At 30.7% G+C, this 24716-nt stretch carries 20 protein-coding genes; all 20 read right to left on the bottom strand.

The window, feature by feature from the left end:
• Positions 1 to 13: 13 nt before the first annotated feature.
• The 20 genes from rfbD to ltrA all read right to left on the bottom strand — a co-directional run bounded on the left by rfbD (position 14) and on the right by ltrA (position 24427).
• Positions 14 to 901: a dTDP-4-dehydrorhamnose reductase gene (gene rfbD, locus DMR38_RS02465; RefSeq protein WP_127719844.1), complete on the bottom strand. Its 888-nt coding sequence runs from the start codon at positions 899 to 901 to the stop codon at positions 14 to 16.
• Positions 898 to 1800 (bottom strand): glucose-1-phosphate thymidylyltransferase RfbA, encoded by a 903-nt coding sequence (gene rfbA / locus DMR38_RS02460; RefSeq protein ID WP_127719843.1) that lies wholly within the window; start codon positions 1798 to 1800, stop codon positions 898 to 900. Before rfbA ends, rfbD begins: the two co-directional genes overlap by 4 nt.
• 254 nt (positions 1801 to 2054) lie before the next feature.
• The gene (gene rfbB / locus DMR38_RS02455; RefSeq protein WP_127723864.1) at positions 2055 to 3110 is read right to left on the bottom strand and encodes a dTDP-glucose 4,6-dehydratase; all 1056 of its coding nucleotides are present in this window, start codon (positions 3108 to 3110) and stop codon (positions 2055 to 2057) included.
• Between the two features lie 315 nt (positions 3111 to 3425).
• Positions 3426 to 4793 (bottom strand): mannose-1-phosphate guanylyltransferase/mannose-6-phosphate isomerase, encoded by a 1368-nt coding sequence (locus DMR38_RS02450; protein ID WP_127719842.1) that lies wholly within the window; start codon positions 4791 to 4793, stop codon positions 3426 to 3428.
• Positions 4794 to 4845: 52 nt separating this feature from the next.
• Entirely contained in the window at positions 4846 to 6276 is a 1431-nt protein-coding gene (locus DMR38_RS02445) for an oligosaccharide flippase family protein (protein WP_127719841.1), read from the bottom strand.
• A gap of 42 nt (positions 6277 to 6318) precedes the next feature.
• A complete protein-coding gene (gene pseG, locus DMR38_RS02440) occupies positions 6319 to 7320 on the bottom strand; it encodes a UDP-2,4-diacetamido-2,4,6-trideoxy-beta-L-altropyranose hydrolase (RefSeq protein WP_127719840.1) in 1002 nt (333 codons plus the stop codon).
• A 9-nt stretch (positions 7321 to 7329) separates the two neighbouring features.
• Positions 7330 to 8382, bottom strand: coding sequence for a pseudaminic acid synthase (pseI, locus tag DMR38_RS02435; RefSeq protein ID WP_127719839.1), 1053 nt, complete (start codon positions 8380 to 8382; stop codon positions 7330 to 7332).
• A gap of 7 nt (positions 8383 to 8389) precedes the next feature.
• A complete protein-coding gene (locus DMR38_RS22615; protein WP_127723862.1) occupies positions 8390 to 9574 on the bottom strand; it encodes a GNAT family N-acetyltransferase in 1185 nt (394 codons plus the stop codon).
• An 8-nt stretch (positions 9575 to 9582) separates the two neighbouring features.
• Positions 9583 to 10773, bottom strand: a complete 1191-nt coding sequence (gene pseC, locus DMR38_RS02425; protein WP_127719838.1) for a UDP-4-amino-4,6-dideoxy-N-acetyl-beta-L-altrosamine transaminase — start codon at positions 10771 to 10773, stop codon at positions 9583 to 9585.
• Between the two features lie 16 nt (positions 10774 to 10789).
• Positions 10790 to 11848, bottom strand: coding sequence for a UDP-N-acetylglucosamine 4,6-dehydratase (inverting) (gene pseB, locus DMR38_RS02420; RefSeq protein WP_127719837.1), 1059 nt, complete (start codon positions 11846 to 11848; stop codon positions 10790 to 10792).
• A 3-nt stretch (positions 11849 to 11851) separates the two neighbouring features.
• Positions 11852 to 13303 (bottom strand): hypothetical protein, encoded by a 1452-nt coding sequence (locus DMR38_RS02415; protein WP_175412902.1) that lies wholly within the window; start codon positions 13301 to 13303, stop codon positions 11852 to 11854.
• A 15-nt stretch (positions 13304 to 13318) separates the two neighbouring features.
• Positions 13319 to 15115 carry an asparagine synthase-related protein gene (locus DMR38_RS02410; RefSeq protein ID WP_127719835.1) on the bottom strand — a complete coding sequence of 599 codons (1797 nt, stop codon included), beginning with the start codon at positions 15113 to 15115 and terminating at the stop codon, positions 13319 to 13321.
• Positions 15116 to 15128: 13 nt separating this feature from the next.
• Positions 15129 to 15833, bottom strand: coding sequence for a hypothetical protein (locus tag DMR38_RS02405; RefSeq protein WP_175412901.1), 705 nt, complete (start codon positions 15831 to 15833; stop codon positions 15129 to 15131).
• Between the two features lie 23 nt (positions 15834 to 15856).
• On the bottom strand, positions 15857 to 16810 hold the full coding sequence (locus DMR38_RS02400; RefSeq protein WP_127719833.1) for a hypothetical protein: 954 nt from the start codon (positions 16808 to 16810) through the stop codon (positions 15857 to 15859).
• Positions 16811 to 16988: 178 nt separating this feature from the next.
• A complete protein-coding gene (locus tag DMR38_RS02395; RefSeq protein ID WP_127719832.1) occupies positions 16989 to 18104 on the bottom strand; it encodes a glycosyltransferase family 1 protein in 1116 nt (371 codons plus the stop codon).
• 77 nt (positions 18105 to 18181) lie between these two features.
• Positions 18182 to 19336: a DUF1972 domain-containing protein gene (locus DMR38_RS02390; RefSeq protein WP_127719831.1), complete on the bottom strand. Its 1155-nt coding sequence runs from the start codon at positions 19334 to 19336 to the stop codon at positions 18182 to 18184.
• 44 nt (positions 19337 to 19380) lie between these two features.
• Entirely contained in the window at positions 19381 to 20049 is a 669-nt protein-coding gene (locus tag DMR38_RS02385; protein WP_279230801.1) for an exopolysaccharide biosynthesis polyprenyl glycosylphosphotransferase, read from the bottom strand.
• A gap of 522 nt (positions 20050 to 20571) precedes the next feature.
• Complete coding sequence (locus DMR38_RS02380; RefSeq protein WP_127719829.1) at positions 20572 to 20757, bottom strand: hypothetical protein; 186 nt, start codon at positions 20755 to 20757, stop codon at positions 20572 to 20574.
• Between the two features lie 720 nt (positions 20758 to 21477).
• Positions 21478 to 22806, bottom strand: coding sequence for an RNA-binding domain-containing protein (locus DMR38_RS02370; RefSeq protein WP_127719828.1), 1329 nt, complete (start codon positions 22804 to 22806; stop codon positions 21478 to 21480).
• 211 nt (positions 22807 to 23017) lie between these two features.
• On the bottom strand, positions 23018 to 24427 hold the full coding sequence (gene ltrA / locus DMR38_RS02365; RefSeq protein ID WP_127719827.1) for a group II intron reverse transcriptase/maturase: 1410 nt from the start codon (positions 24425 to 24427) through the stop codon (positions 23018 to 23020).
• Positions 24428 to 24716: the final 289 nt, after the last annotated feature.

The following is a 24716-nucleotide window of genomic DNA, read 5'->3' as shown; positions in this document are numbered from 1 at the left end:
TATTTGATCTTTGTTATTTATTTTTGTACAGTTTTTCAATAAAGGATTTAAGTGCGTCTTCCCACTGTCTCATATTGTTACCAACGGTGCACCGGAGCATCATATTATCAAGAGAAGAAAATTCCGGTCTTTTAGCTGCCCTGTTGAGTTTTTCTGAAGTCATAGGGGATACAATGCAGTCTATACCGGCATACTCCACAATTTTGCAGGCAAAATCATACCAACTGCACTCACCCTTGCCAGTACAGTGGTATATACCATATTCACAAGTAAGAGCAAGCTTTAAAATGTGATAAGCAAGATCTTCAGCATTAGTAGGATTACCTCTCTGATCATTTACCACATCTAAATGTCCTTTTTCTTTTGCAGCTTTTAGTATAGTGTATACAAAATTCTTCCCATATAAACCATAAAGCCAGGATGTCCTTACTATAAAATATCTGCTGCAATTTTCTCTAATATACTGCTCCCCTAAAAGTTTAGTCTTTCCGTAAACACTAACAGGATCAGGTAAATCGTATTCCCTAAAAGGGACAGTACCTCTGCCGTTAAAAACATAATCTGTAGAAATATGTACAAGTTTTGTTTTTGTATTCTGTGAAGCTAATGCCAAATTTCTAGCTCCTAAAGAATTTACCTTAAAAGCATTTTGAAAATCAGTCTCGCACTTATCCACATTGGTATAAGCAGCACAATTTACAATTATATCTGGAGCATAATCAATCATAAAATCTCTGACATCATCTAATTTAGTTATATCTAGTTCTTCCCTGCTGGCCAATCTCACTTCAGCATCAGAATAAATTTTATCAAGTGCTCCTACTTCAGATTTTCCCATAACCAAAATTTCTTCAAGCTGCCCAGCAAGCTGTCCTTTCCCTCCTGTAATCAATATCTTCAATTGTATTCACTCCTAAAATATGAATGATGCTGTTTATTCAACAATTCTAAAATATATTTCCCATAAGCAACTTTTTTAAGAGGCTCTGCCAACTTTATCAGTTGATTGTCATCTATATATCCTTCTCTATAAGCAATTTCCTCTATACAAGCTATGTAAAGTCCCTGCCTTGTCTGAACAGCCTCTACAAAATTAGCAGCATTTAAAAGTCCCTGGGGAGTTCCAGTATCAAGCCAGGCCATTCCTCTTCCAAAGAGCTCTACTTTAAGTTTACCTCTTTTTAAATACTCATTGTTTACATCTGTAATTTCAAGTTCTCCCCTTGAAGAAGGTTTGATATTCTTTGCTATGTCCACCACATCATTTGTGTAAAAGTAAAGTCCTGGTACTGCATAATCGGATTTTGGCTTTGAGGGTTTTTCCTCTATGGAAATAACATTGAAATCATCATCAAATTCCACTACACCAAAATTTTGAGGGTTGCTTACATGATATCCAAAAATAGTTGAACAGTTATGTCTGTCTGAAGCCGCCCTTAACCTTTCTGTAAAACCATATCCATGAAATACATTATCCCCTAAAACAAGAACTACATCGTCATTTCCAATAAATTTTTCTCCAACTATAAAAGCCTCAGCCAGTCCCTTTGGCTCATATTGCACTTCGTACTGAAAGTGAAGTCCAAGCTGACTTCCATCACCAAAAAGTTCTTTAAAAGCACCTGTATCTCTTGGTGTGGATATAATTAGAATATTGCGTATTCCAGCTAGCATAAGCACAGAAATTGGATAATAAATCATAGGTTTGTCATATATTGGAACAATCTGCTTAGATATTGCCTTAGTCATTGGATAAAGCCTGGTTCCAGATCCACCGGCCAGTATTATGCCCTTTCTCAAAGTTAACACCACCTTTTTTAATTGACAGTTGAAAATTGAGAGTTGAGAGTAAAGGTTGATTTTTTGCTAACACAAAAAAATTTTTAAATTTATATAAATCGGCAATGTTTCGCCTTAGCGAAACGAGCTTTCAAAAATTTAATCAAAGATTTTTTGTAGTATAACGAAAAAAAATCCACGTTAACTCTCCACTTTCCACTCTCAATTCTCAACCAAGAAAACTTCATTATTTGTTCTTTGATATTTGAACTTTGTTATTTATTTCTGTACATTTTCTCATAGTACTTCTTATACTCCCCGGAAGTCACATTATCCATCCAATCTTTATTGTCTAAGTACCACTTTATAGTCTTCACTATACCATCCTCAAATTTTGTTTCAGGATACCAATGGAGTTCATCTTTAATCTTTGTAGGATCAATGCCATATCTCCTATCATGTCCTTTTCTATCTTTTACATATTTTATAAGACTTTCATCTACAGAAGGATCCACATTGTCGTGTATATATGAAATTATTGTTTTAACTATATGAATGTTTGTTCTCTCGTTATGTCCACCTATGTTATATACTTCACCACACTGACCACTATAAATAACCTTATCTATAGCTTTGCAGTGATCTTCTACATAAAGCCAATCCCTTATGTTAAGTCCATCACCATATACTGGAATATCTCTTTTGCTTAGACAATTGTTTATAACAAGTGGGATAAGCTTTTCTGGAAATTGATAGGGACCATAGTTATTGGAACATCTGGTTATATTCACAGGCATTTTATAGGTATCAAAATATGCCTTTACCATCAAATCGGCAGAAGCTTTGCTTGAAGAGTAAGGGCTGTGAGAATCAAGAGGAGTTTTTTCCGTAAAATATCCTTCATTTCCAAGGGAACCATAGACTTCATCTGTGGAAACCTGAAGATATTTCTTCCCCTGTTTAAAACCACCTTCTACACCCCAAGCATTTTTAGCAGTATCCAAAAGTGCCACAGTCCCCATCACATTCGTTTTTACAAAAATTTCAGGGTCTTTTATACTCCTGTCTACATGGGATTCTGCTGCAAAATTTATTACATAGTCTATATCATACTTCTGAAACAGCTGTTGAAGTTTTTCCCTGTCACATATGTCTCCCTGGATAAATATGTAGTTAGGATTTTTAGATATGGTCTCTAGGTTTTCAAGGTTACCTGCATAGGTTAGTTTATCGTAGTTTATTATTTTTACATTTAAGTATTTTTTTAACATGTAATGGATAAAGTTAGACCCAATAAAGCCTATTCCTCCTGTCACCAGGTATGTTTTCATATAGGTATCCCTCACTTTTTTAACTTCTTTAAAGTTATATAACTTAACTTTCACAGTTTAAAAACTTTGCAAAACAAAGCTTAGCAAGTTAAGAATTAATAATGAAGAATTAATAGTGAAGGATGATTTTTAGCTATCGCAAAAAATCTTTAAATTTATATAAATCGGCACTGTTTCGCTTTAGCGAAACGAGTGGTTAAAAGCTTAATTAAAAATTTTTTGTAGTGTAACGGAAAAAAATCCACATTAACTATTAATTCTTCATTCTTAACTATTAATTAAAAAAATTGCTTCGCAATATTTTTACTTTTCACATCAGTCATCATCAAATCTCACAATATCATCATCTTCTAAATAGTCTCCCATCTGAACTTCAATAATTTCAAGAGGTATCTTCCCTGGATTTTCAAGTCTGTGTTTTTGTCCTGGTTTTATAAAAATGCTTTCTCCTGCAGATACCAGCTTTTCTATATCATCTATTGTAACTTTTGCCATACCCTTAACAACTATCCAATGCTCACTTCTATAATAATGAATCTGACAACTTAACTTCTTACCCTGGCTTACTTTAATCCTTTTAATTTTAAATGAATTTTTCTCTTCTTCTAGAACTTTATAATTCCCCCAGGGCCTGTAATCTTGGACATGATATTCTACCCTGCTGTCATTTCTTTCTTTTAAGGTCTCTACAATTTTCTTTACCTTTTGTGACTGGTCTTTTTTACAAATAAGCAAGGCATCTCTATTATCAACTACAATTAAATTATTAATGCCTACAGCTGCAACTAACTTACCTTTTCCTGAATATATGTAATTATCCTTTGAATCAATGAGTATACTATCAGCATGAGATATGTTATTATTTTCATCTTTACCAAAAACCTCATAAAAAGAATCAAAACTGCCAAGATCATTCCAACCTATATCTACGGGTTTAACTACAATATTTTTACTTTTTTCCATAATTCCGTAGTCCATTGAAATTTTTTCATCTATTTTGCTAAAAGCTTCCTTTATAGTATTACTACTTTTAAAAGCATTATGTATATTCTCAGCATAAAGCTTTACTTCATTTATAAATATCTCAGTATTAAACATAAATATTCCTGCATTCCAATAATATCCCCCATTAACATATGTAACAGCTGTCTCATACTCCGGTTTTTCTTTAAACTCTTTTATTTCATATCCATTTAATTTTTTATTTCCCGGTGCAATGTATCCATATCCTGTATTCGGACTATCCGGTTTAATTCCAAAGGTTATAATTGAATCTTTAGTTAACGGTTCTGAACTTTTAATAATATTTGCAAATTCCTGACCTTTTATAATCATATGATCAGAAGGGAAAACAACTACTGTATCATTACCTTTTTTAGCTATTTCATGAACACCTGCGTAAATTGCAGGGAGAGTATTTTTAACTTCAGGTTCAACAATTATATTAGATTCATTATATTTATAATCTAATTCTTCAACTTCACCCATTACTAAAAATTTATACTTTTCATTCGTTACTACATATATATCATCTAAGCTTGCCAATAATAAGCTTCTCTTAAAGGTTTCCTGAAATAAGGATGGTTTATTACCTTGCAACTTAATAAATTGTTTTGGATATCTGCCGCGACTCAGCGGCCATAGTCTTGTTCCACTTCCACCTGCCAGGATTATTACTTTCATTACATCAATCCTCCCTTTAATTCAGCTACCTAATTTAATACATTTGTTACTACTATAACTTTCCCAAATCAATTATCATATTTCTTAAGTTCCTATAATATAAAATAAACGTTATAATGCTAAGAATCACAATATATAAGATAAAATTTATATTCATAAAGCCAATAGCTATACATGTAATTGTAAATAATGTAAATTTTAGATATACCTTTAAAGTGTTCCTTATGAAGCTTATTTTTAAGTTCAATATTTTTAGATATATCAAATGCTGCATTATGGAATACAATATATTGGTCATCAAGGTTGCCAATGAAACTCCAATTATCCCCATACCTGATTTAATGAAAACATAATTAAGAATGACTGCTGCTGCAGTTGCTAAACATTGTAGATACACTGAATATATCTGCTTTTTATTTGATACGGTAAAAACATTGGCAAAATAAGATATTTCGCTGAAAACTCCACCAAAAACCAATATTCGATATATATCAATACTTACAGAATATTTAGGTAAAATTATATTGGTAAAGGGTTTTATTAATATTATGCCTACTAAGCATAAAACTACTCCTAGAACTTCTACATACCTGGTATACTGTTCTATTTTTTTTAAAATTTGTATTCTATCATTATTTCCATTAATATATAAATTTTTTATAACTTTAGGATAATATAAAAATAGAACCGAGGATATGAATACCATAGTCCCATTTACAAGCTGATTTGAAAATGTGTAGTATCCTAAATCCCTGTATCCTAAAAAATTAATTGTCATCAACCTGTCAACTGTTGTTAGAATATAAAATCCCAAATTGTATATAAGTAATGGAATTCCAACTATTATCAAATCTTTTAAAACTTTTTTATCTATGCCCAGTTTAATCTTTTCACTATTTTTATAACCATAGATAAAAACTACAATATCCGCTGTGAACATAGCTACTAATACAGAATATATTTTAAAATATTTTATAGATATGATTATTAACACAAATGATAATACATTATTGATAAGCTCTATAAAATTTATTTTTCTAACCTTATTAACCAGCCTATAATAATTAATATAGAAATTTCTATACTGCTCCAAAATTCCTATAATAAAAACCAACAAAATATAATTGCCTAAATTACCCTTATATGTAAATTTAGCAATTATACCAGCTGCTATTAATAATATTGACAATATGAACAATGACGTAAAAGATGTACTAATAACTTTACTCGCTTTATCTTTCTCGTTAGTTGATTCATATATGACATATTCCCTATTCATGGAATATAATATTCCAAGATTAGAATAGGATAGATAGCTTAAAACAAGCAGAAGGTTACCGAGTACACCTAATAATTCAGGTCCAAGTGCCCCAGCATTAATTATGCCTTTTAAAAATGCAATAATTAATGCTATATATTTAATAGAAGAATACTTTAATAAGACATTAATTCTACCATTACTAAAAATTTTCTTAAGTTTCATTACTACTATACCGCCTTAACCATTTTATAATAGCATGTTTATTTAAAACATTTCATTAATATTTTTACAAAGCTTTTCAACCCCATTTTTATCAATAACTATACTCTGGTTATAATTCATCTGTTTTCTCCTATTTAAATCACTGCACAATTCCTCCACTGTATTTACCAACTTTTCTCTATTTAATTTATCTATAGGACCTAAATTGATTATTAATTTTTCTTGTTCCATTTTTTTAGCTATCTCCTTTTGGTTTTCTGCAATTATGAGTCCTAATGTAGGAACTCCACAAGCTGCCAATTCATACAGCGTGCTTCCACAGGCTGATATAGCTACATCACACCTATCCATTAAAGCCTTCATATTTGTGTTAAAATGTAATTTAATATTACTGTTCATTTTCTCATAGTTACTAAGTTCATCTATATATTTAAAAGATGGTCCAACTACAACATGAAAATTGTATCGTAATTCTTTTACAAATCCTAAAATTTTTGATGTATAGTTATTAAAATCTGACCCACCTAGAGTTATTAAAATATCTTTTACAACTTCATTTACCCTCTTAATTTTTGACTTTCTAAATTCATCTCTCAATAAAGCAAAGCCAGGCCCTAAAAATAATATTGTCCTTTTGTCAGTATTATAATTTAAATCTTCTGCATTTATATTTTGATTTATTATAAAATCCACATCAAAATCATATAAATTCATATCATCAAAATATCCCGTCTTTTTAAATAACTCTTTTGTTTTAGTAAAATAATGTTCATCTACATCATAACTGTCTGTTATCAGACAATCACACTGAATCCTTTCTAATTCCCCTAATACATTATTTTCATCTATAGCAATTACTTTAAAGCCTTCTTTTTTTACTTTTTCCATGCCATAACTATACCTGTCACTTAAAGGTTTATCTATCCTGCATAAATAAAAAACATCATTAGTTTTCGCAAGTTCCTTAGCTAAAACCAATGTTCTCATAATATGCCCCATGCCTATTTGAGAGCCACCATCTGCTCTTATTGCAATTGCAGCCATATAATCACCCTATTTAACATACTCCCAATGCAGTGGAGTACCTTTCAGTAAATTTTCACCAGCAGTTCTTCCTAAAATATCATCTATGTATTTAGGAGGTAATCCAAATCCCGGTCTTATTGATCTAACATTTTCCTCTGTAAAAGTTTCCCCCACTTTAATATCTTTTACTGCAAATAAAGATCTGGAAAATGCTCTATTTTTCATCTGCTTTTCTGTTAGTTCATAGCTGACTTTTCCAATAGCTTTCTCAGTATTTCGAATTGATTGAACCATACTTTTTAATTCATGTGGTTCTAAGGAAAATGCAGCATCCGGTCCTCCATCTGCCCTTGAGAGTGTTATGTGTTTTTCAATAACTTTTGCTCCAAGTGTTACAGCTGCTATAGGAACTTCTATACCTAACGTATGATCGGAAAGACCCGCTATTACATCAAAAGTTTCTCTCATATTAGGAATAGTTTTTAAATTAACTTCTTCAAATGGAGCAGGATAGGCACTAGTACATTTAAGAAGAATTATCTGATCATTGCCAACTTTTTTACATGCATCTACAGCTGATTGAATATCTGAGATTTCTGCTATACCTGCTGCTATTATCATAGGCTTTCCCCTGGAAGCCATATATGTAATAAGTGGTATATCAGTAATTTCAAAAGAAGCTACTTTATATGCCGGTACATCCATATCTTCCAGAAAATCTACTGCTGTTTTATCAAATGGTGAAGAAAAGCAAACAAGACCATTTTCTTCGGCTATTTTCTTTAATTCAGGCTGCCATTTCCAGGGCATATATGCCTCTTCGTACAGATCATGGAGTGTTCTTCCATCCCATAAAGTACCCTGTTTTATTTGAAAATATTTATTATAACAATCTATAGTTATGGTGTCTGCAGTATATGTCTGCAATTTGACAGCATCTACTCCTGCATCTTTTGCAGCATATATAAGCTTTACTGCATTGTCAAAACTGCCATTATGGTTAGCTGAGATTTCTCCTATAATAAATGTTTTACTAGTTTCACTGATTTCAAAATTTTTGATTTTTATATTTTTCCTCATTAAAATCTCACCTGCTTAAATTTTTCTCAAACTTCATATTATAATCATCATTTTCTACCAAATCATAATGTAATTTTTCAAATATTTTTACAGAGTATATATTTTCTTTCTTAACATAACCTGTCAGTACAATATTCTTGTTTTCTTTCATAAGCTTATCCTGAAGCTTTTCCAAAATCTTATATCCGTAACCTTTTCCCCGAAATTGTTTCGATATGCTATAGCTTACTACATTTTCATTTCCTTTTTTCTCAATTCTCACTATTCCTATGTTTTTATTGGAATCAGCCAATAAATAAATAAAGCAATCCGGATCCTTCAATTTCTTAAAATACCAATTTACATGCTGGTCATAGGGTATTTCATTATCATCAAAAGAATTTTTTCTTACCTCATCCTCATTTACCCATTCATATATTAAATCACAATGGCCTTCACCAGCAGGTATCAAAAATAAGCTGTCATCAATTTTTTTCTGTTCTATACACTTATTGATTTCTTTTACTTCAGGGTTTTTCTCTAAAAATTTTACTATTTCATTCATGCCAAAATAATCTCTACCTTGAAACTGTTCATATATTATTGATATTAACTTAAAATCCTCTTTTGTATCTAGTGTCCATCTTAAATTTGAATAATCCATTTCATTTTTATATTGAAAAATATTGAAAATATTATCGTTATCCCAAATATAGGGTGTTACATGCTCCCTGTCTCTTTGAGATGCCGCTTCATTAAAAGCTTTCTCCAATGCGTAAAAGCTAAATACCTCCGTATCTAACCCTCTTGGATAAGTCCTATCTATAGTATTGCTTACATAATCGTATTTTTCTCTATTTTCCATATAGCACTGAATTATACTTTCAGCAACTTCACTATCTATGAGCGGACAGTCAGATGTAACCCTAACAACCACATCCGCACTATTTTCCTTAGCAGCATAATAATACCTGGATAGCACATCCTCCTCCGAGCCCCTAAAACATTTTACCTTTAATTTTTCACACTCTTTTACAATAGCATTATCCTTTTCCAATGTGGTTGTAGCTATTACTATTTCATCCAAATTTTTTATTCTTCTTAGTCTATCTACATCGTGCTCCAGAACAGTTTTACCACAAATTTCTTTCAATACTTTTCCCGGAAGCCTTGTAGAACTAAACCTTGCCTGTACAATACAAACTACTTTCATTTCAGTCACTACCTCTTATAATAGTTTATTACTTTTTTAACTCCACTTATAACATCTGATACATCTTCATCCGTCATCTTGGGGAATAATGGTATAGTTATCATTCTTTCATATAATTCTTCTGCATTTTTGCACAGCCCCTTTTCATAACCTAGCTTTTGGTAATAAGGATGTAAGTATACAGGAAGGTAATGTACATTCACTCCTATATTTTCAGCCTGCAGAGCTTCAAAGATTTCTTTTCTTGTACAAGTTAACTTTTCCAAATTCAACTTGATTACATATAGATGCCACCCTGAGTTAGAAAATTCAGCTTCATAAGGAGTAGTAATTTCATCCATATCTTTAAAAGCTTCATTATATGTTTTAACTATGTCTCTTCTTCTGTTTGTGAATTTATCTATTTTATTCATCTGACTTGCACCTAAAGCACATTGAATATCTGTGATCCTATAATTATAACCTAAATCTATCTGTTCATAGTACCAGGGGCCTTCATTATGAGTTATCAAATCTTTATCCCTGGTTATTCCATGACTTCTAAAAAGAATCATTCTTTTATACAATTTATCATCATCCGTAACTACCATACCACCTTCGCCGCTGGTTACAGGTTTTACCGGATGAAAACTGAATTCTGTCATTTGTGCCTTTGTACCTACTTTTTTACCTTTATATTCACTACCTAAAGCATGTGCTGAATCTTCTATTATCATAAGATTATTTTTATCTGCTATTCTTTTTATTTCATCTATATCAACAGATTGTCCTGTAAAATCTACTGGAATTATCGCTTTAGTTTTGCTTGTTACTTTCTTTTCAATTTCTTTTGGATCTATGTTATATGTCTTAGGATCTATATCCGCAAATACAGGTGTACCTCCGCAGTATAGGACACAATTAGCTGAAGCTGCAAAAGTTATAGGTGATACTATTACCTCATCACCTTTTTTTATCCCTGCTGCAAAGCAAGCCATATGCAGTGCTGCAGTGCCATTAGCAACTGCAACTGCATGCTTTGCCCCTACATAGTCTGAAACTTTTTTTTCAAACTCTCCCACAGAAGGACCAGTGGTCAGGAAATCACCTTTTAAAACTTTTACTACTGATTCTATATCTTCTTCATCTATATCCTGTCTTCCATAAGATAAATATGTTTTCCTTATTGGCCTTCCACCATTTATCGCCAATTCATTCATTAATTATCTTCCCTTTCTATTTAGTAGATATTACTTCACCATAATGTATGCCATTGACTTTATATGCATCAAATATACCCAATCTATACATTTCCTGTCTCAACTCATTTACTGTAAGCCACTGCGTGTTATTTCCAGAGTTATATTCAAATCCTTCTTCTATTAGCTTTCCACCAGGTGTAAAATGTTTATCAAAACTCCACCAATCAAAATGAGGATAGATAATATAATGTTTTTCATATTCATAAGTGCTTCTTGAATCATCTCTTGTTATCATAATTTCATGTAACTTTTCGCCTTCTCTAATGCCAATTTCTTTTATAACAACATCATCAAGCATTGCTTTAGCTAAGTCAGTTATAGTAAAAGAAGGTATCTTAGATATATAAGTTTCTCCGCCCTTTGATTCATCTAATGCCTTAAATACTAATTCAACACCCTGTTTTAAGGTTATCCAGAATCTCGTCATTCTACAATCAGTTATGGGTAATTCTTTTATCCCTTTTTCAATTAGAGACTGAAAGAAAGGTATAACTGAACCCCTGCTTCCTGCTACATTTCCGTATCTAACTACAGAAAATACAGTTTCATTTCCTCCTGAATAAGCATTGGCCGAAATAAATAACTTATCTGAAACAAGTTTTGTACCTCCATATAAATTAATGGGATTAACGGACTTATCTGTTGAAAGCGCAACTACCTTCTGAACTCCCCTGTCTAAAGCTGCATCTATTATATTTTGTGCTCCATGAATATTAGTTTTTATTGCTTCAAAAGGGTTATATTCGCAGGCCGGTACCTGCTTCATTGCTGCAGCATGTATAACATAGTCTACACCATTAAATGCTCTATAAAGTCTATCTTTATCCCTGACATCACCTATAAAAAACCTAAGTTTATTTATTTTATCAGGATATCTTAACATAAAATTCTTTTTCATTAAATCTTGTTTAAATTCATCCCTTGAGTAAATAATTATTTTCTTAGGGTTATATCTTTGTAGAATCATCTCAGTAAACTTTTTTCCAAAAGAACCAGTTCCTCCAGTAATTAAAATTGATTTATCATTAAGCATTTATTATCCTCCTATTATTTCATCTTTTATACTGTTAACTATATTTTTAATATTTTCATCTTTAAAAAAGGTTTTATCAAACAAGTGGCTATTTAAATTTCCATCTTTTAAACTTCTTATACAGGCTAATATAAAACAGTTTCTATTAGTTATCCTTTTGCCCTTACATTTATCCCAATCTTTTAATGCTGCTATTATATTATCTCTAAATTCCTCAAAATTATTACATTTAAAGCTGTAATCGTATTCATTGTAAAACACATTTCCAAATACAAACACCGGTTTATCTTTCACTACAGCCTCATATCCTGTTGTATTTGTCAAGGTTATTACTCCCATAGATTTTTCTATTAACGCATTCATACTAAATTCAGGATGAACTAACTTTATATTAGGTACTTTTTTTAGCTCCTTGTAAAATGACAACTTCCTATTTGCAAACATTGCAGGATGTTCTTTAACGTAAATATAAGTTCCACCAGGTATGGACTTTGCTAGATTTTCTATAAATGCAAGCTGATTTAAATAGTACGGTGCAAAAGTCATTGTGGAGGACTCAGGTTGATAATGCAGCGGTGTTAAATAATATTTCTTATTTAAGTTCACATTATCGTAGTATCTTTTGAGCAACAGCGACTTTATTGGGAACACAACTTTTTTGAGTCTTTTATTTATTTTTTCAGATACTTTTGGAGATTGATCTGCGGAATATTTTAAATCTATCTGATAGGACTTCATATATTTTTTTAATCTAGCTCCAGGATTTTGTATATATAACTTTCTAAATAAATTTTTGAACTTAGTCTGCTTGCTAAATTTCATGTAATCGGGTGCCGTTTGTTTTTTAAATTCTTCCAAATATTTATCAAGATATTCTCTTTCCTCTTGTGAAAAGCCATTTTTTTTATAATTAATATAAAGTTCTTTCAATCCATTACGTCTGCCTAATACATCTGAAAACTCCATCTTGTTACTGATTCTGCCATGCCAAAAAAACAGGTACTTTATTCCAAAATACTTGCTAAGGTAGTAAAATATCAAATCACTTGAACTAGAAAGCTCACCTACAATGACTTCGTATTGTGTTTTTTCAAGCAGCATCAAAGAAAATTTAACGAGCATATATATAATTTGTTTTCTATGATTTTCACTGTAGTTTATTATAAGCCTGTCGGCATATAAAACCTCATTTATTGGTATATTATAATTTAATTCAAATTTATACAGTTCATCATCTATATTTACATTCTCTTCCGCGTAAGTCTTGCAAAATTCTGTAAAGTCATATATATTTCTAAATACCCTCTCTTTCTCATTTAATTCATAGACATCTAAATAGTTGCGGTAACTAAACACACAACTGTCAACAAAACTGTTGTCATTATCAGACAATATTTCTTTAGAAATAGTATATTCTCTTTTGGGTGCCTGCTTAGTTAAATATAAAATTTTCAATTTACTCACATCCATCTATTTTATATAACTTTTCAAAACATCTAAAACAAATACATTGTATATTTTTATCAAATAACTATAGTCCATATCACCATAAATTCTATCTTCACTGCAGAATTGACTTATTAGCTTATCTAGTCCTAAATTGATGACTGCCGGATTATTTAATAGCGTGCTCCCATTTAATCTGTCTTTTACTATCTTTCCAAATTGATCGTTAAAATATAAATGAATTGTACTGGAAACTGCTTTTTTTCTTCCTGCTAAATTAATAGGCACATTTTCATCTTTTAACATTCTCATCAGTAAATATTTATTATTTATTGTAAATCCATTTCCAAACCCTGATTTGCCAATATATCTCTTGTTGGAATATTTAAATGGTATGGAAGCACTGACTTCTGCCAATTTAATATCATAAAAAGGAAATTGGCATGTATTATAGTAGTGACTGCATAGACTATCCATATATTTAATGTCATCTGTGTACTGCTGCCCCCATCTTAGCCAGGTAATTTCATTAAATAACTCCTGATAGCTTAACTTTTCATATTCTATATTCTCTTTTATCTCTTGTTCCAACATACTGTTTACATTATTGTTATCTATTGAGCAATGTAAAAAATATTTAATCAAATATTTCTCCATATGTTCAGCATCCTTACATCTCTCCAGAGCTCTTGTAATTTTTTTATTAAATTTTAAAGGTGCAAGCTTTTTACCCAAAAAAGGAACTGCTTTAGAATTGATCTTATTTTTAAATATCATATCATCTAAAATATTAACGTATGGTGTGTGCAGTCTTGTGTCCTGACCTGTAAATACATTGTATCCCTTTAGTTTTAATGATTTAAAAATACTTCCTATATACATTACACCCCAGTAAGGAAAATTGAGGTTTATTATATCCTCCAATATTTTTTCATTAATATCAGATGGATCTATTAACACCTCCCTATGCTTTAATCCAAAATAATCTGCTACTTTTTTAGCATATGGAGCTTCACTATTTTTTTGGTTTTTCACTGATACATTAAACGACTCCAATGAACTGGTTGTGCAATTTTTTAAGGCATAACACATAACATTAGAATCTATACCACCTGACAACATTATTCCGTTAATTGAGCCTACTCGTTTTTGATGAGATTTTATTATTTCATTTTTTAACGTTGATATGGATTCTTCCAAACTGATATTTTTGTTGATTTCATATTTAAAGCTATACACTTTTTCTTTTTTTAAAGAATTATTGTTTAAGTCAAATTCATAAATATATGTTCTGCCTATTTCATAAACACCTTCATATAATGTATATGGCTCCATTAAACAATCCATTACATACAACTGTTCAATTGAAAAATCACTAATTTCAACCCTTTTAATAGCCTTTGCAATACTATGAACATGCATTGACATAACCAATGTACCATCTTTATAAAAATAATACATAGGTACAACACCATTTGGTGTTCTGAAACTATATATTTTATTCTCTACTTTATCTATGATAATAACCGCATAGTCAATCTTATATAATAAAGAATTAAATAAGTCTTTACAAACACTCATATCTATAAAGCTTAAATTTTCAAATAATTTTCTTATGTCATACTTGCTCTTGGAAAAAAACAGGATTTCATATCTATCCTTATGTTTAAAATATTCAACTGTTTTAGTGAAATATATATTATACTTATCTTTTTTTATATTACTAAAATTATATTGTTCTTCAATAAACTTACCATCTAATTCTACATTGCTATCATAAGAATTTAGAAAGAATAAATTATCCTGTAATCCTATATCCAAGTTATCTCCTCCATTAATCAATTATTTTTCTATATACCTTCTTATTATTAATAGTTCCCATTTCTTTGTAACCAATTTTGTCATTATTCAATTTTGATATTGGTTTTGCCGGAATGCCACCTATTAAATAGCCTTCGCAATTAATTGATTTGGTTAATATACTGCCCATTCCCACAATATTATTACTGTTTACTTTTAAACCAAAGTTAAATTTTACACCTGCCCCGATATATATATTGTTCAGTAACTTAATTTCACCTTGAACTCTATTATTTTCCAGGTCAAATCCATGTGTCCAAAATTCAGTTCCATTACCTGCAATGGTGCACTTATCACCAATATAAATATCATCTGTTAAATCAAAATAATGTCTATTAACAATAGTGGTAAAATTTCCAATAATAATATTGCCCCCAAATCCAAGTCCTACATTATCATTGTGTAAGAATTTATTATCTCTTACAATTACTGTATTGTTTCCGACAATTACACTCTTACAACTTTTAAAAAAATTATACTTCAATATTGTAGAGTTTTCTTTGATCACTATTTTGCTGCAATTCTTAATTAAATTAAAGCTTCCTATAACACTTCCTCTGCCCAATTCAAAATAAACAGCATCAATATAAGAAAAACCAATTTTACAGCTTTTATCTATTTTGTAATGCAGCAATTTATTGTATAAATATATCTTCAACCTATTTATTGGAACAAACATTAATAAGCAATTTTTAATTTTCATCATGACACCTCTGATCTTTCTTCAGCACTATTACTTAATATTATTCCATAAATAATCCAATTAATTGGATTGGTAAAATATCCTCCTCCTATTTGATATAAAAGTATGAATATTAATAGTGCATATTTAAAAATATCATTATTAATATGTTTCCACATATAAATGAAAAGGCAGCTCAGATAAAATAAAAGCAATAATCCTCCTTCTGCTATTGCATACATAAAGGAATTTGCTATCTTGCTTACTAATCCATATGAGAGCAGCATATATTGATAATAGTCCGTGTTTAGATTTCCAAAGCCAATTCCTAAAAATGGATTAGACGCTAAACATGCTTTCATTCCATTAAATCCTTTAAATACTCTATAGTTAAAAGAAGAATCCGATCCGCTCATAATAGCTTGAAGCCTTAATACTATAGAACCCTCAAAATAGTTAACGAAAATAAAAATTATTGGAATCATGCATAGAATTATATATATATATATAATTTTTCTTCCAGCTGTAGATTTTTTTAAATTATCACGGCCTAATATAAATGTAACTGTAAATAAAACTAGTACAATTCCTCCTAAACCGCCTGAATATGCCATAATTACTAAAAGAATAATTAAATATAATAAATTCTCATAGCTTGCAAAAAGCTTCTCCCAATTATTATTGTAAAATAAGATAAATAATGCTAGCACTGCGGCATGAAATGATAATTCACTAGGTTCTATATATAAAAGTTTTAATCTGGTTGTAAGAAATTTATTAGTTAAATCATTAAATATCCAAAAAACATCTGTTTTCACAAATAAGCTGGTAACAAATAGTAACATCAATAGTAAAACAGCATATTTATATAGTTTAGTAACATTAACTCTATTAAAATTATTTTTTACTGTATTTAATAAATATAAACATAAGAATATCTTACCTACAGATGCTATTCCTTTTTGAACATTCAAGTCATGCAACATAAGAATTTGGAGTATAAATATAAATATTATGGGCAGTAAAAATATAAATGTAGTCGATATATTGCGATATCTAAAAAAAAGGATATCTTTTAATATCAATAACAAAGCCATTATATAAAAGAGGTCGAAATTGCCTCCAAAAAATTGATGTGTAACAAATAAAATACTAAGTAACCATTCCATGGTATGCCTCCAATGTTATTTGGGCAGTTTTTTTCCAAGAAAAATCCAGTGATCTTTTTAGTCCCAGTTCACTTAATTTATTAAGCCTATCCCCATTATTTATTGTAGTAACAATTTTTTCTTCCATATCTTCCACATTCCATGGATTAAATAGCACTGCTGCATTTCCTGTTACTTCAGGTATAGAAGTAATATTTGAAGTAACAACAGGTGTTCCACATGACATTGCTTCCAAAGGCGGCAGTCCAAAGCCTTCGAATACAGAAGGATATACAAACAATTTGGCTGCATTGTAAAGTAATGCCAAATCTTCTTCTGACACATAATCTGTAAAAATTATATCCTCCTTATACTTTGATTCATTGACAAATTTGAAAATATCGTTGAACAACCAGGCTTTTTTACCAACAACAACAAGTTTTTCATCAATTAATTTTTTATTTCTTAAGTTAATATAAGTAGTAAATAATCTGCTCAAATTTTTTCTTGGCTGAAGATTTCCAACAGTTAAAATAAATTCTCCATTAATATTAAATTTTTTCCTGGTTTGTTTTAATAATTCATAATCCTTTATAACTTTATATTTTTCACTGGCCGCTAAATGCGTAACAACAATTTTATCAGGATCAATTCCATATTTATTGCTAATATCCTGCTTTGAAAAATTGGAAACAGTCAAAATTTTATCAGCCTGTTTTGCCAGAGCAGGTACCAAAATCTTATTCATCAATAAATTTTTCTTAGTAAAATATTCTGGATAATGTTCAAAAGAAATATCATGTATAGTACCTACAATTTTGCACTTTTTCTTTATTACAGGGAAATACTGTAAATGAAGTACGTCAAGTTTATCCTTTTGTACGTAATCCGGTAAATACTTCATATACCTCTTAACTGCATTAGAAGTCTTAAAGCTTTCTATTTTAATATTATTTTCATTGTCAATATTAATAAGTTCTGATTTTTTTAGATCATTGAAATATAAGTAGACTTCTTCATCTGTAACTAATTTAGTTATTTGCTCTATCAAATTTTTATAATATGTTTCATTACCTCCGGATTTATCCCCTATAACATGTGCATCAATTCCTATTCTCATAAGTGCCCCCTAATAAGGCATTTTTAAAGAAATAGCCAGTCAGTATACTGGCCTATTTTTTATTTTCTTTCAAATGCCTAAATACCAAATAATTCTTCATAGTCGTTTACAATCTTATTCCATGAGTAACTATTAATTATTCTATTTTTAGCATTTTCAGATAATTTATTAATGTTATTTATATCCAATCTCTCTATTTCTTTAATCAAGGTTGATAAGTCACCACTACTTTTCTTAAAATAAATAGCTCCATCCCTGCCAACTTCCCTATTAAAATTAACATCTACAAGTAAATTTAACTGAGTACTTGCTAAAGCTTCTAATAGAGAAGGGTTTGTTCCCCCTACTTCATGTCCATGTATATAAGCGTAGGCATTTTCTCTGATTTTCTTAATTAACTCCTGATCATAAACTGTACCAACAAACTTTATACGTTTATCTTTATCAAAGTGGGTTTTTAATAATAACTCATCATAAAACTTATTTTTTTCAACATTTGTTATAATAACTAAATCTTTATCCGTTTTTGATGCCATAATTTCTCTAATCATAACTTCATAATTATTTTCAGGAACAAACCTTCCAACAATCAAATAGTATTGTTTAGATTTAATACCATTTTTATAAAACCAATTCAATAGCTTTGGGTCATCATCTGATAAAGCTGATTCTTTGATATCTGCACCATAAGCTATAAATGTAGTATTAGGATTATACGCTTTATACTCTTCCTTTATATATTCTTCAATTCCAAGTGAATCACATACTAAAAAATCTGCATGCCTTACCATTAGTCTTTCAGAATATTTCCAGTATGCTTTTACTGCTTTGTTCCACTTGCTCCTTTTCCATTCATGTCCATCAGGGTTGACATATACTTTAATGCCCTGCCTCTCTAACTTTTTTTTATAAAAAGCTAAAAAAGGACCTATTCTACAAGCCAGTATATAAATGATAGAATCTTTCAAATTATTTTTCTTTATATATTTTTCAGACATTTTTAACGCTTTTATATCATATAGAATGGCCCTAGCACTTCCTATATTTTTTACTTTAACATTGAAGCATCGTGCATTATTATATTCAAACTCTTTTTCATCTTCTGCCAAACATGCTACATGATACTTAATATCAATATTTTTTTTATGAAAAGTAAGTTTATCAACAAATGTCTCAAAACCGCCATATCTTGCAGGTATGCCTTTTGAACCTATAATAAAAATATTTTTCATTTTTTGTATCCACCTTAGCAAATTTTATTTTATATTTTTAGTTCTTAACTTGCATTTTTATCTCCAAAGAATACACCTAAAGTTTTAAATATTAACTTTATATCTAAAAGCGTGCTCCTGTCCTTTATATACTTTAAATCCAGTCTTATCCATTCTTCAAAATCAACATTGCTTCTGCCCATAACCTGCCAGTAACATGTAAGCCCCGGTTTTGCCAAAAGCTTAACTTTTTGCTGAGAAGTAAATTTTGCAACTTCTTTCGGAAGATTAGGTCTCGGACCTACCAGTGACATTTCACCTTTAATCACGTTAAACAACTGTGGAAGCTCATCAAGACTAGTTTTTCTTATAAACCTTCCCACCTTTGTAATCCTTGGATCCTTTTTTATCTTAAACATTGGTCCTGTCATTTCATTTTTATGTTGAAGGTTGTCCAAAAGCTGTTCTGCATCATGGGTCATAGACCTTAGCTTGTACATTTTGAAAATTTTACCGTTTTTTCCCACCCTAGCCTGTGAAAATATAATTGGCCCTTTAGAATCAAGCTTAATTGCAACTGCCACTACAAACATAATCGGAAAAAAGGCAATAATTCCGACAAAAGAGAAAATTATATCCATAATTCTCTTAAGGAAATGATAGCCGACACTTTTTTCATACTTTTCCATACTTTTCACCACTATTTTAATAGATTCGATTTGCAGCCCATTCAATGGAAAATCCCCACCTTTTCTAATTAATTAGGTCTACATAACCCCCTCATATATAATAATAATGTGATATTTGAGTATAAACAAGTTTAAAATATAAGCAGTTCTGTCAAGTTTAATGAAAAAATACTAAACTATGATTTTTTGTTAAATTGGGGTAGATATATACCGTAATTTGTCTAGAAAAGTATGCAATTTTAAACAAAAAAATATCCAGCAATTAGTAGTAATTCTAAACAAAAAAATCAACTTATATCAGCCATATACTAACAAATTTCATCACCTTAAAAACTTTAATAAGTCTAAAGCTCGGTATTTTGAAAATCTAAGAAGCTTAGCTAAACTCGTACCTCAAACATATCTAAGCTCCTAAGATTTTCTAAAATGCCTCGCTAAGACTTATAGAAAAGTTTTTAAAAGTGTTTTCAATTTTGTTAGTATATTTTATACATAAGTTGATTTTTAAGTTAGAAAATACACACTAACTGATGGATATAGTAAAAAATAAAAACAGGGTAAATCACTCTACCCTGCTATGAGGTCTTCTCTAATTCCTTTAACTTCCCCTTCAATTTTTGCAGCAGTATAATTAACTTTATCTATTTCTACTTTATGCATCTCACTCGCATGCTCTAAAGATCTTAATATTTGTGTATGTTCATCAAGTTTATTGTTGATAGTTTTTAATAGATCTAAAATTTCATTATCCATTTTTTCACCACCTATATTAATAATATCATTGTATCATACTGTATTTATTTATAGAATACTCATGTCAGCTAAATATCCCTTATCATTCTTGTTATATAAACCGATTCACTAAATTTTTTAAATTCATCTTATTGACTTTAAAAATACATACTGTATAATTAAGTTAAGAAATTGACATAATAAAAACAGGGTGTTGGGACACCCTGTAGTATACAATTCTAGTTGTTTAGGCAACTAGTTTCGCTAATTTAATTATTTAAAAAAGTAGCTATACCAATTGCGTGGGTGGGCTACTTTTTTATTTTATCCGATGACTACTTGCTCTAATACTCCAACTTTCCCAAGTTTACGTTGCGAGCAACTACGTCCCTGGATAACGATTTCTACGCATCAGATGGAGTTAAAACTCCATCTGATACCAAGAACTCTGTTTATCTATAAGTACGATAATCAAATTTATCAACGCTACCAAAAATGATAGAGCAGCAAAAACTACTATAAACATTTCGTACATATGTATCACCTCCCTCCTAAAAGGGATAGCAATACCAGCTGCCCACACACAACTATATTAAATTGTACGTAGATAGTTTATCATACCTTCATATTTACATCAACCATAGAATTAATTTCCTATAGCTTATCTCTTAATGCAATATTTCTGACTTATAAAAATGCATATAATAGTTAAAAACAGGGTAAATCACTCTACCCCGCTTACTACTTTACTTTATTCAGATGATACTCTACATTTTTGCCTTTTCCTACTTGTAAAATTAGCTTCTCTGCTGTCATCTCCTTTAAAATTTTGAGTGTCCTAGATTGCCCTACTCCCAATATATTTTGTGCTTGACGTCTGGTAACACTCCCCTGATTTCTCATCGCATCTAATATTGCCTGAAACTGAGGATTATAAGAACCGGAAGCTCCAGCCCCTTCCTCAATATTATCTTTATCAGATGTATAATTTAAATTGGGAAGTATAACTTGAAATGCACCATCTGCTGCCCTAATTGTAGGCTGAATACTGCTTTCTTTATAGCTTGATACTATTTTGGCAATACCTGTACCATATGCCTCAATGAGTTTTAAGCGGTAAAATAAATTTGCAAGCTTTTCATTTCTAGGTTGTGACACACCAAGCATAATAGATTCAATTGATAATCCAGGAACCAGTCCACCAAGAGATATAAATTCTATACGATCATCATAAATATTAATAAGTGTACTTCCACTAAATGAGTATTCTCTATGTACAATACTATTTAACAACGCCTCACGGATAGCTTCTGGTGGATAATCTCTTTTATCAATTCTATCTAATCCCACAAAAGTTGCCTTTGTTTTATTTAATAAATCAATATATTCATAGGAATCAGAGAGCTGCTTTAACAATGAGCCATAATATTCTCTACGGTCTTTAAAAACACTTTTATCCGAGCCTTCAAAGTAAGCAATTTTTATAGAATGTACACACTCGTCAGAAAGTAATAGTCCAAGGTTTGTATATAAACCATCTTCTCCGATAAGTCCTAAAGTAGTCATCTGAGCATAACTAAATTTCAAATTACGTTTTTTCATTTCATTAGCTGCATATTCAAAGGTCAAATCCTGATTAAAGGAACGAACCTTTTCATAATTATCTCCATCTGTCTCTTTAATCATCTTCCTGATAGCATCTTGAGATGCAGGTACAGAAGCACTTCCCTGACGCACATAAACTCCAGAAGGTTTTAAACCTTTCTTTTCTAAATAATAAGGCCGGTCAACACCTCTCTGTACAGATATTTTAATTACTTTCTTATCTTCTATAATTTCTATGTCATAATCAACAAATAATGTAATATCAGGCTTGATAGCATCCCTAATAGCATTTCCTGCCTGCAGCATAATTTCATCGGAATTTTCTAATCCAATTACCTTTCCATCATCTGCAATACCTATATAAATTGTTCCTCCCCTTGTATTAGCAAATGCAACAACTTCTTTTTTTATATCTGATATATAAATTTCCTTTAGCTCTACATTACTACTTTCTATAAATTCCATTATCCTCTCTCCTCATTCTAACACTTATTCTACCCTTCTAGTACTTATTCTATTACTTTCTAACACTATAATCAACAAAAATCGTTTTACTTTTTATTTTGTAATTCTACATTTATAGCAAAAAAATCGAGTAGGAGCTGAATAATTATTTTATTCAGCGACCTCTCACACCACCGAGCATACTGTTCAGTACACGGCGGTTCAATAGGAATTAACGCACTAATGAATAAATTTCAGAAATAGAGATTAATCCTTTTCCTTTTAGATAACTATTGGTTAAAGTTTTAGCTAATATTGGGCTGTTGGATGTTCTCCAATAGCTTTTTCTTGTGTTAGCAAATTCCCATGCTTTATTATTTTGTGTTCCTAATTTTACAAGATTATCGTGTTTTGTTTTAATCTTTTTCCATTGTTTCCAAAAACACATTCTTACCCTTCGCCTTAACCATTCATCAAGCTTCTTAAGAATACTTTTCATATCCGCGATAGCAAAATAGTTTACCCATCCAACTATTGCTTGTTTTAATTTTAAAAACCTATATTCCATATTCATTGCATTACTTCTTGAAGTTAATTTCTTAAGTTTCGCTTTAAATTTGTTCAAAGGTTTCTCATGAATTCTTATTCTATACTCACCTTTACCCCTATAAAAGGAAAATCCTAAAAACTTAAGTTTCCAAGGTCTATCTACTGTGCTTTTCTCTCTATTTACTTTGAGTTTTAACTCTTCTTCAATAAACTTTGTAATGCTCTCCATTACTCTATTTGCTGCTTTCTTGCTTTTTAAGTATATATTACAGTCATCAGCATATCTGCAAAAACAAAGCTTTCGCTTTGTTAGTTCTACATCAAGTTCATGTAACATTATGTTGCTTAATAGTGGAGATAGTGGTCCACATTGCGGTGCACCTTCTTCTGTATTCATAACTACTCCATTTATCATTACACCACTTTGCAGGTATTTTCGTATTAGAGAAATTACTCTACCATCTTCTATATCTTTAGATAGTAGTCTTATTAGTTTATCGTGATTTATCGTATCAAAGTATTTAGCAAGGTCTATATCTACAGTCCATGTATGACCTGCATTTATATATTGTCTGCATTTCTCAACAGCTTGCTTCGCACTTCTTTGCGGTCTAAAACCATAACTATTTTCTGAAAACTTCTTTTCATATATTGGTATTAGCACTTGAGCAATAGCTTGTTGAATAACTCTGTCTACTACAGTAGGTATTCCTAATAATCTCTTCCCTCCGTCAGGCTTTGGAATTTCCACCCTCCTGACAGGTTGTGGTTTATATTTTCCTTCATGTAGTGATTGCCTTAATTCCTGCCCATGTTCTTTTAAGTATTGTAAAAGTTCGTCTAATGTCATGCCATCAATACCATGACTTCCTTTATTGGCTTTTACTCTTTTATAAGCAATATTCAAGTTATCTCTTGATAATATTCGCTCCAGTAAATCACTACTGTATTCATTGACGTTGTTTCTTCCTTTATTGGACATAGAAGAATTACTATGCACTTCTACATTGCTTTTGAGTTCCACTCTCTTTCCATGTAGATAGCCTTTCTTATGAAGTTGTCTGCTTTTATCATAATTCTTCGTATCTTTCAAAATTCTAAAACCTCCTATTGTTCAGTCCTTCCCACGCCGACGCATACTGCGTGGTACTATGACCTCTGCTGACTTCTAATAGTTCAACTACACATCACTGCGTAGGTTATTATTTCTAATTTCATATCCATAACATGCCTATCAGACCTCCCCAGGTAAGAACCCAATCTTTCACTCCATCTATCTGCTACATTTACACCGTCTGTCTTGAATAGCTTAGGGCTTCAGTTTGTGTTGCAACCTCACCCACAGACATATGCCTTATATGTAATTTCTGTCCGTCAGACCG

Source organism: Clostridium sp. AWRP, from assembly GCF_004006395.2.
Classification (GTDB): Bacteria; Bacillota; Clostridia; order Clostridiales; family Clostridiaceae; genus Clostridium_B.
The sequence above is the reverse complement of the archived record's forward strand: the minus strand, read 5'-3'. Positions and strand labels throughout refer to the sequence as shown.

Coding starts and splice junctions, on each gene's coding strand:
- pseI (WP_127719839.1), bottom strand. CDS start 8,382: ATGAGGAAAAATATAAAAATCAAAAATTTTGAAATCAGTGAAACTAGT.
- pseC (WP_127719838.1), bottom strand. CDS start 10,773: ATGAATGAATTGGCGATAAATGGTGGAAGGCCAATAAGGAAAACATAT.
- DMR38_RS02445 (WP_127719841.1), bottom strand. CDS start 6,276: ATGAAACTTAAGAAAATTTTTAGTAATGGTAGAATTAATGTCTTATTA.
- pseB (WP_127719837.1), bottom strand. CDS start 11,848: ATGCTTAATGATAAATCAATTTTAATTACTGGAGGAACTGGTTCTTTT.
- DMR38_RS22615 (WP_127723862.1), bottom strand. CDS start 9,574: ATGAAAGTAGTTTGTATTGTACAGGCAAGGTTTAGTTCTACAAGGCTT.
- DMR38_RS02450 (WP_127719842.1), bottom strand. CDS start 4,793: ATGAAAGTAATAATCCTGGCAGGTGGAAGTGGAACAAGACTATGGCCG.
- rfbB (WP_127723864.1), bottom strand. CDS start 3,110: ATGAAAACATACCTGGTGACAGGAGGAATAGGCTTTATTGGGTCTAAC.
- DMR38_RS02405 (WP_175412901.1), bottom strand. CDS start 15,833: ATGTTTGTTCCAATAAATAGGTTGAAGATATATTTATACAATAAATTG.
- DMR38_RS02395 (WP_127719832.1), bottom strand. CDS start 18,104: ATGAGAATAGGAATTGATGCACATGTTATAGGGGATAAATCCGGAGGT.
- DMR38_RS02390 (WP_127719831.1), bottom strand. CDS start 19,336: ATGAAAAATATTTTTATTATAGGTTCAAAAGGCATACCTGCAAGATAT.
- DMR38_RS02370 (WP_127719828.1), bottom strand. CDS start 22,806: ATGGAATTTATAGAAAGTAGTAATGTAGAGCTAAAGGAAATTTATATA.
- pseG (WP_127719840.1), bottom strand. CDS start 7,320: ATGGCTGCAATTGCAATAAGAGCAGATGGTGGCTCTCAAATAGGCATG.
- DMR38_RS02380 (WP_127719829.1), bottom strand. CDS start 20,757: ATGGATAATGAAATTTTAGATCTATTAAAAACTATCAACAATAAACTT.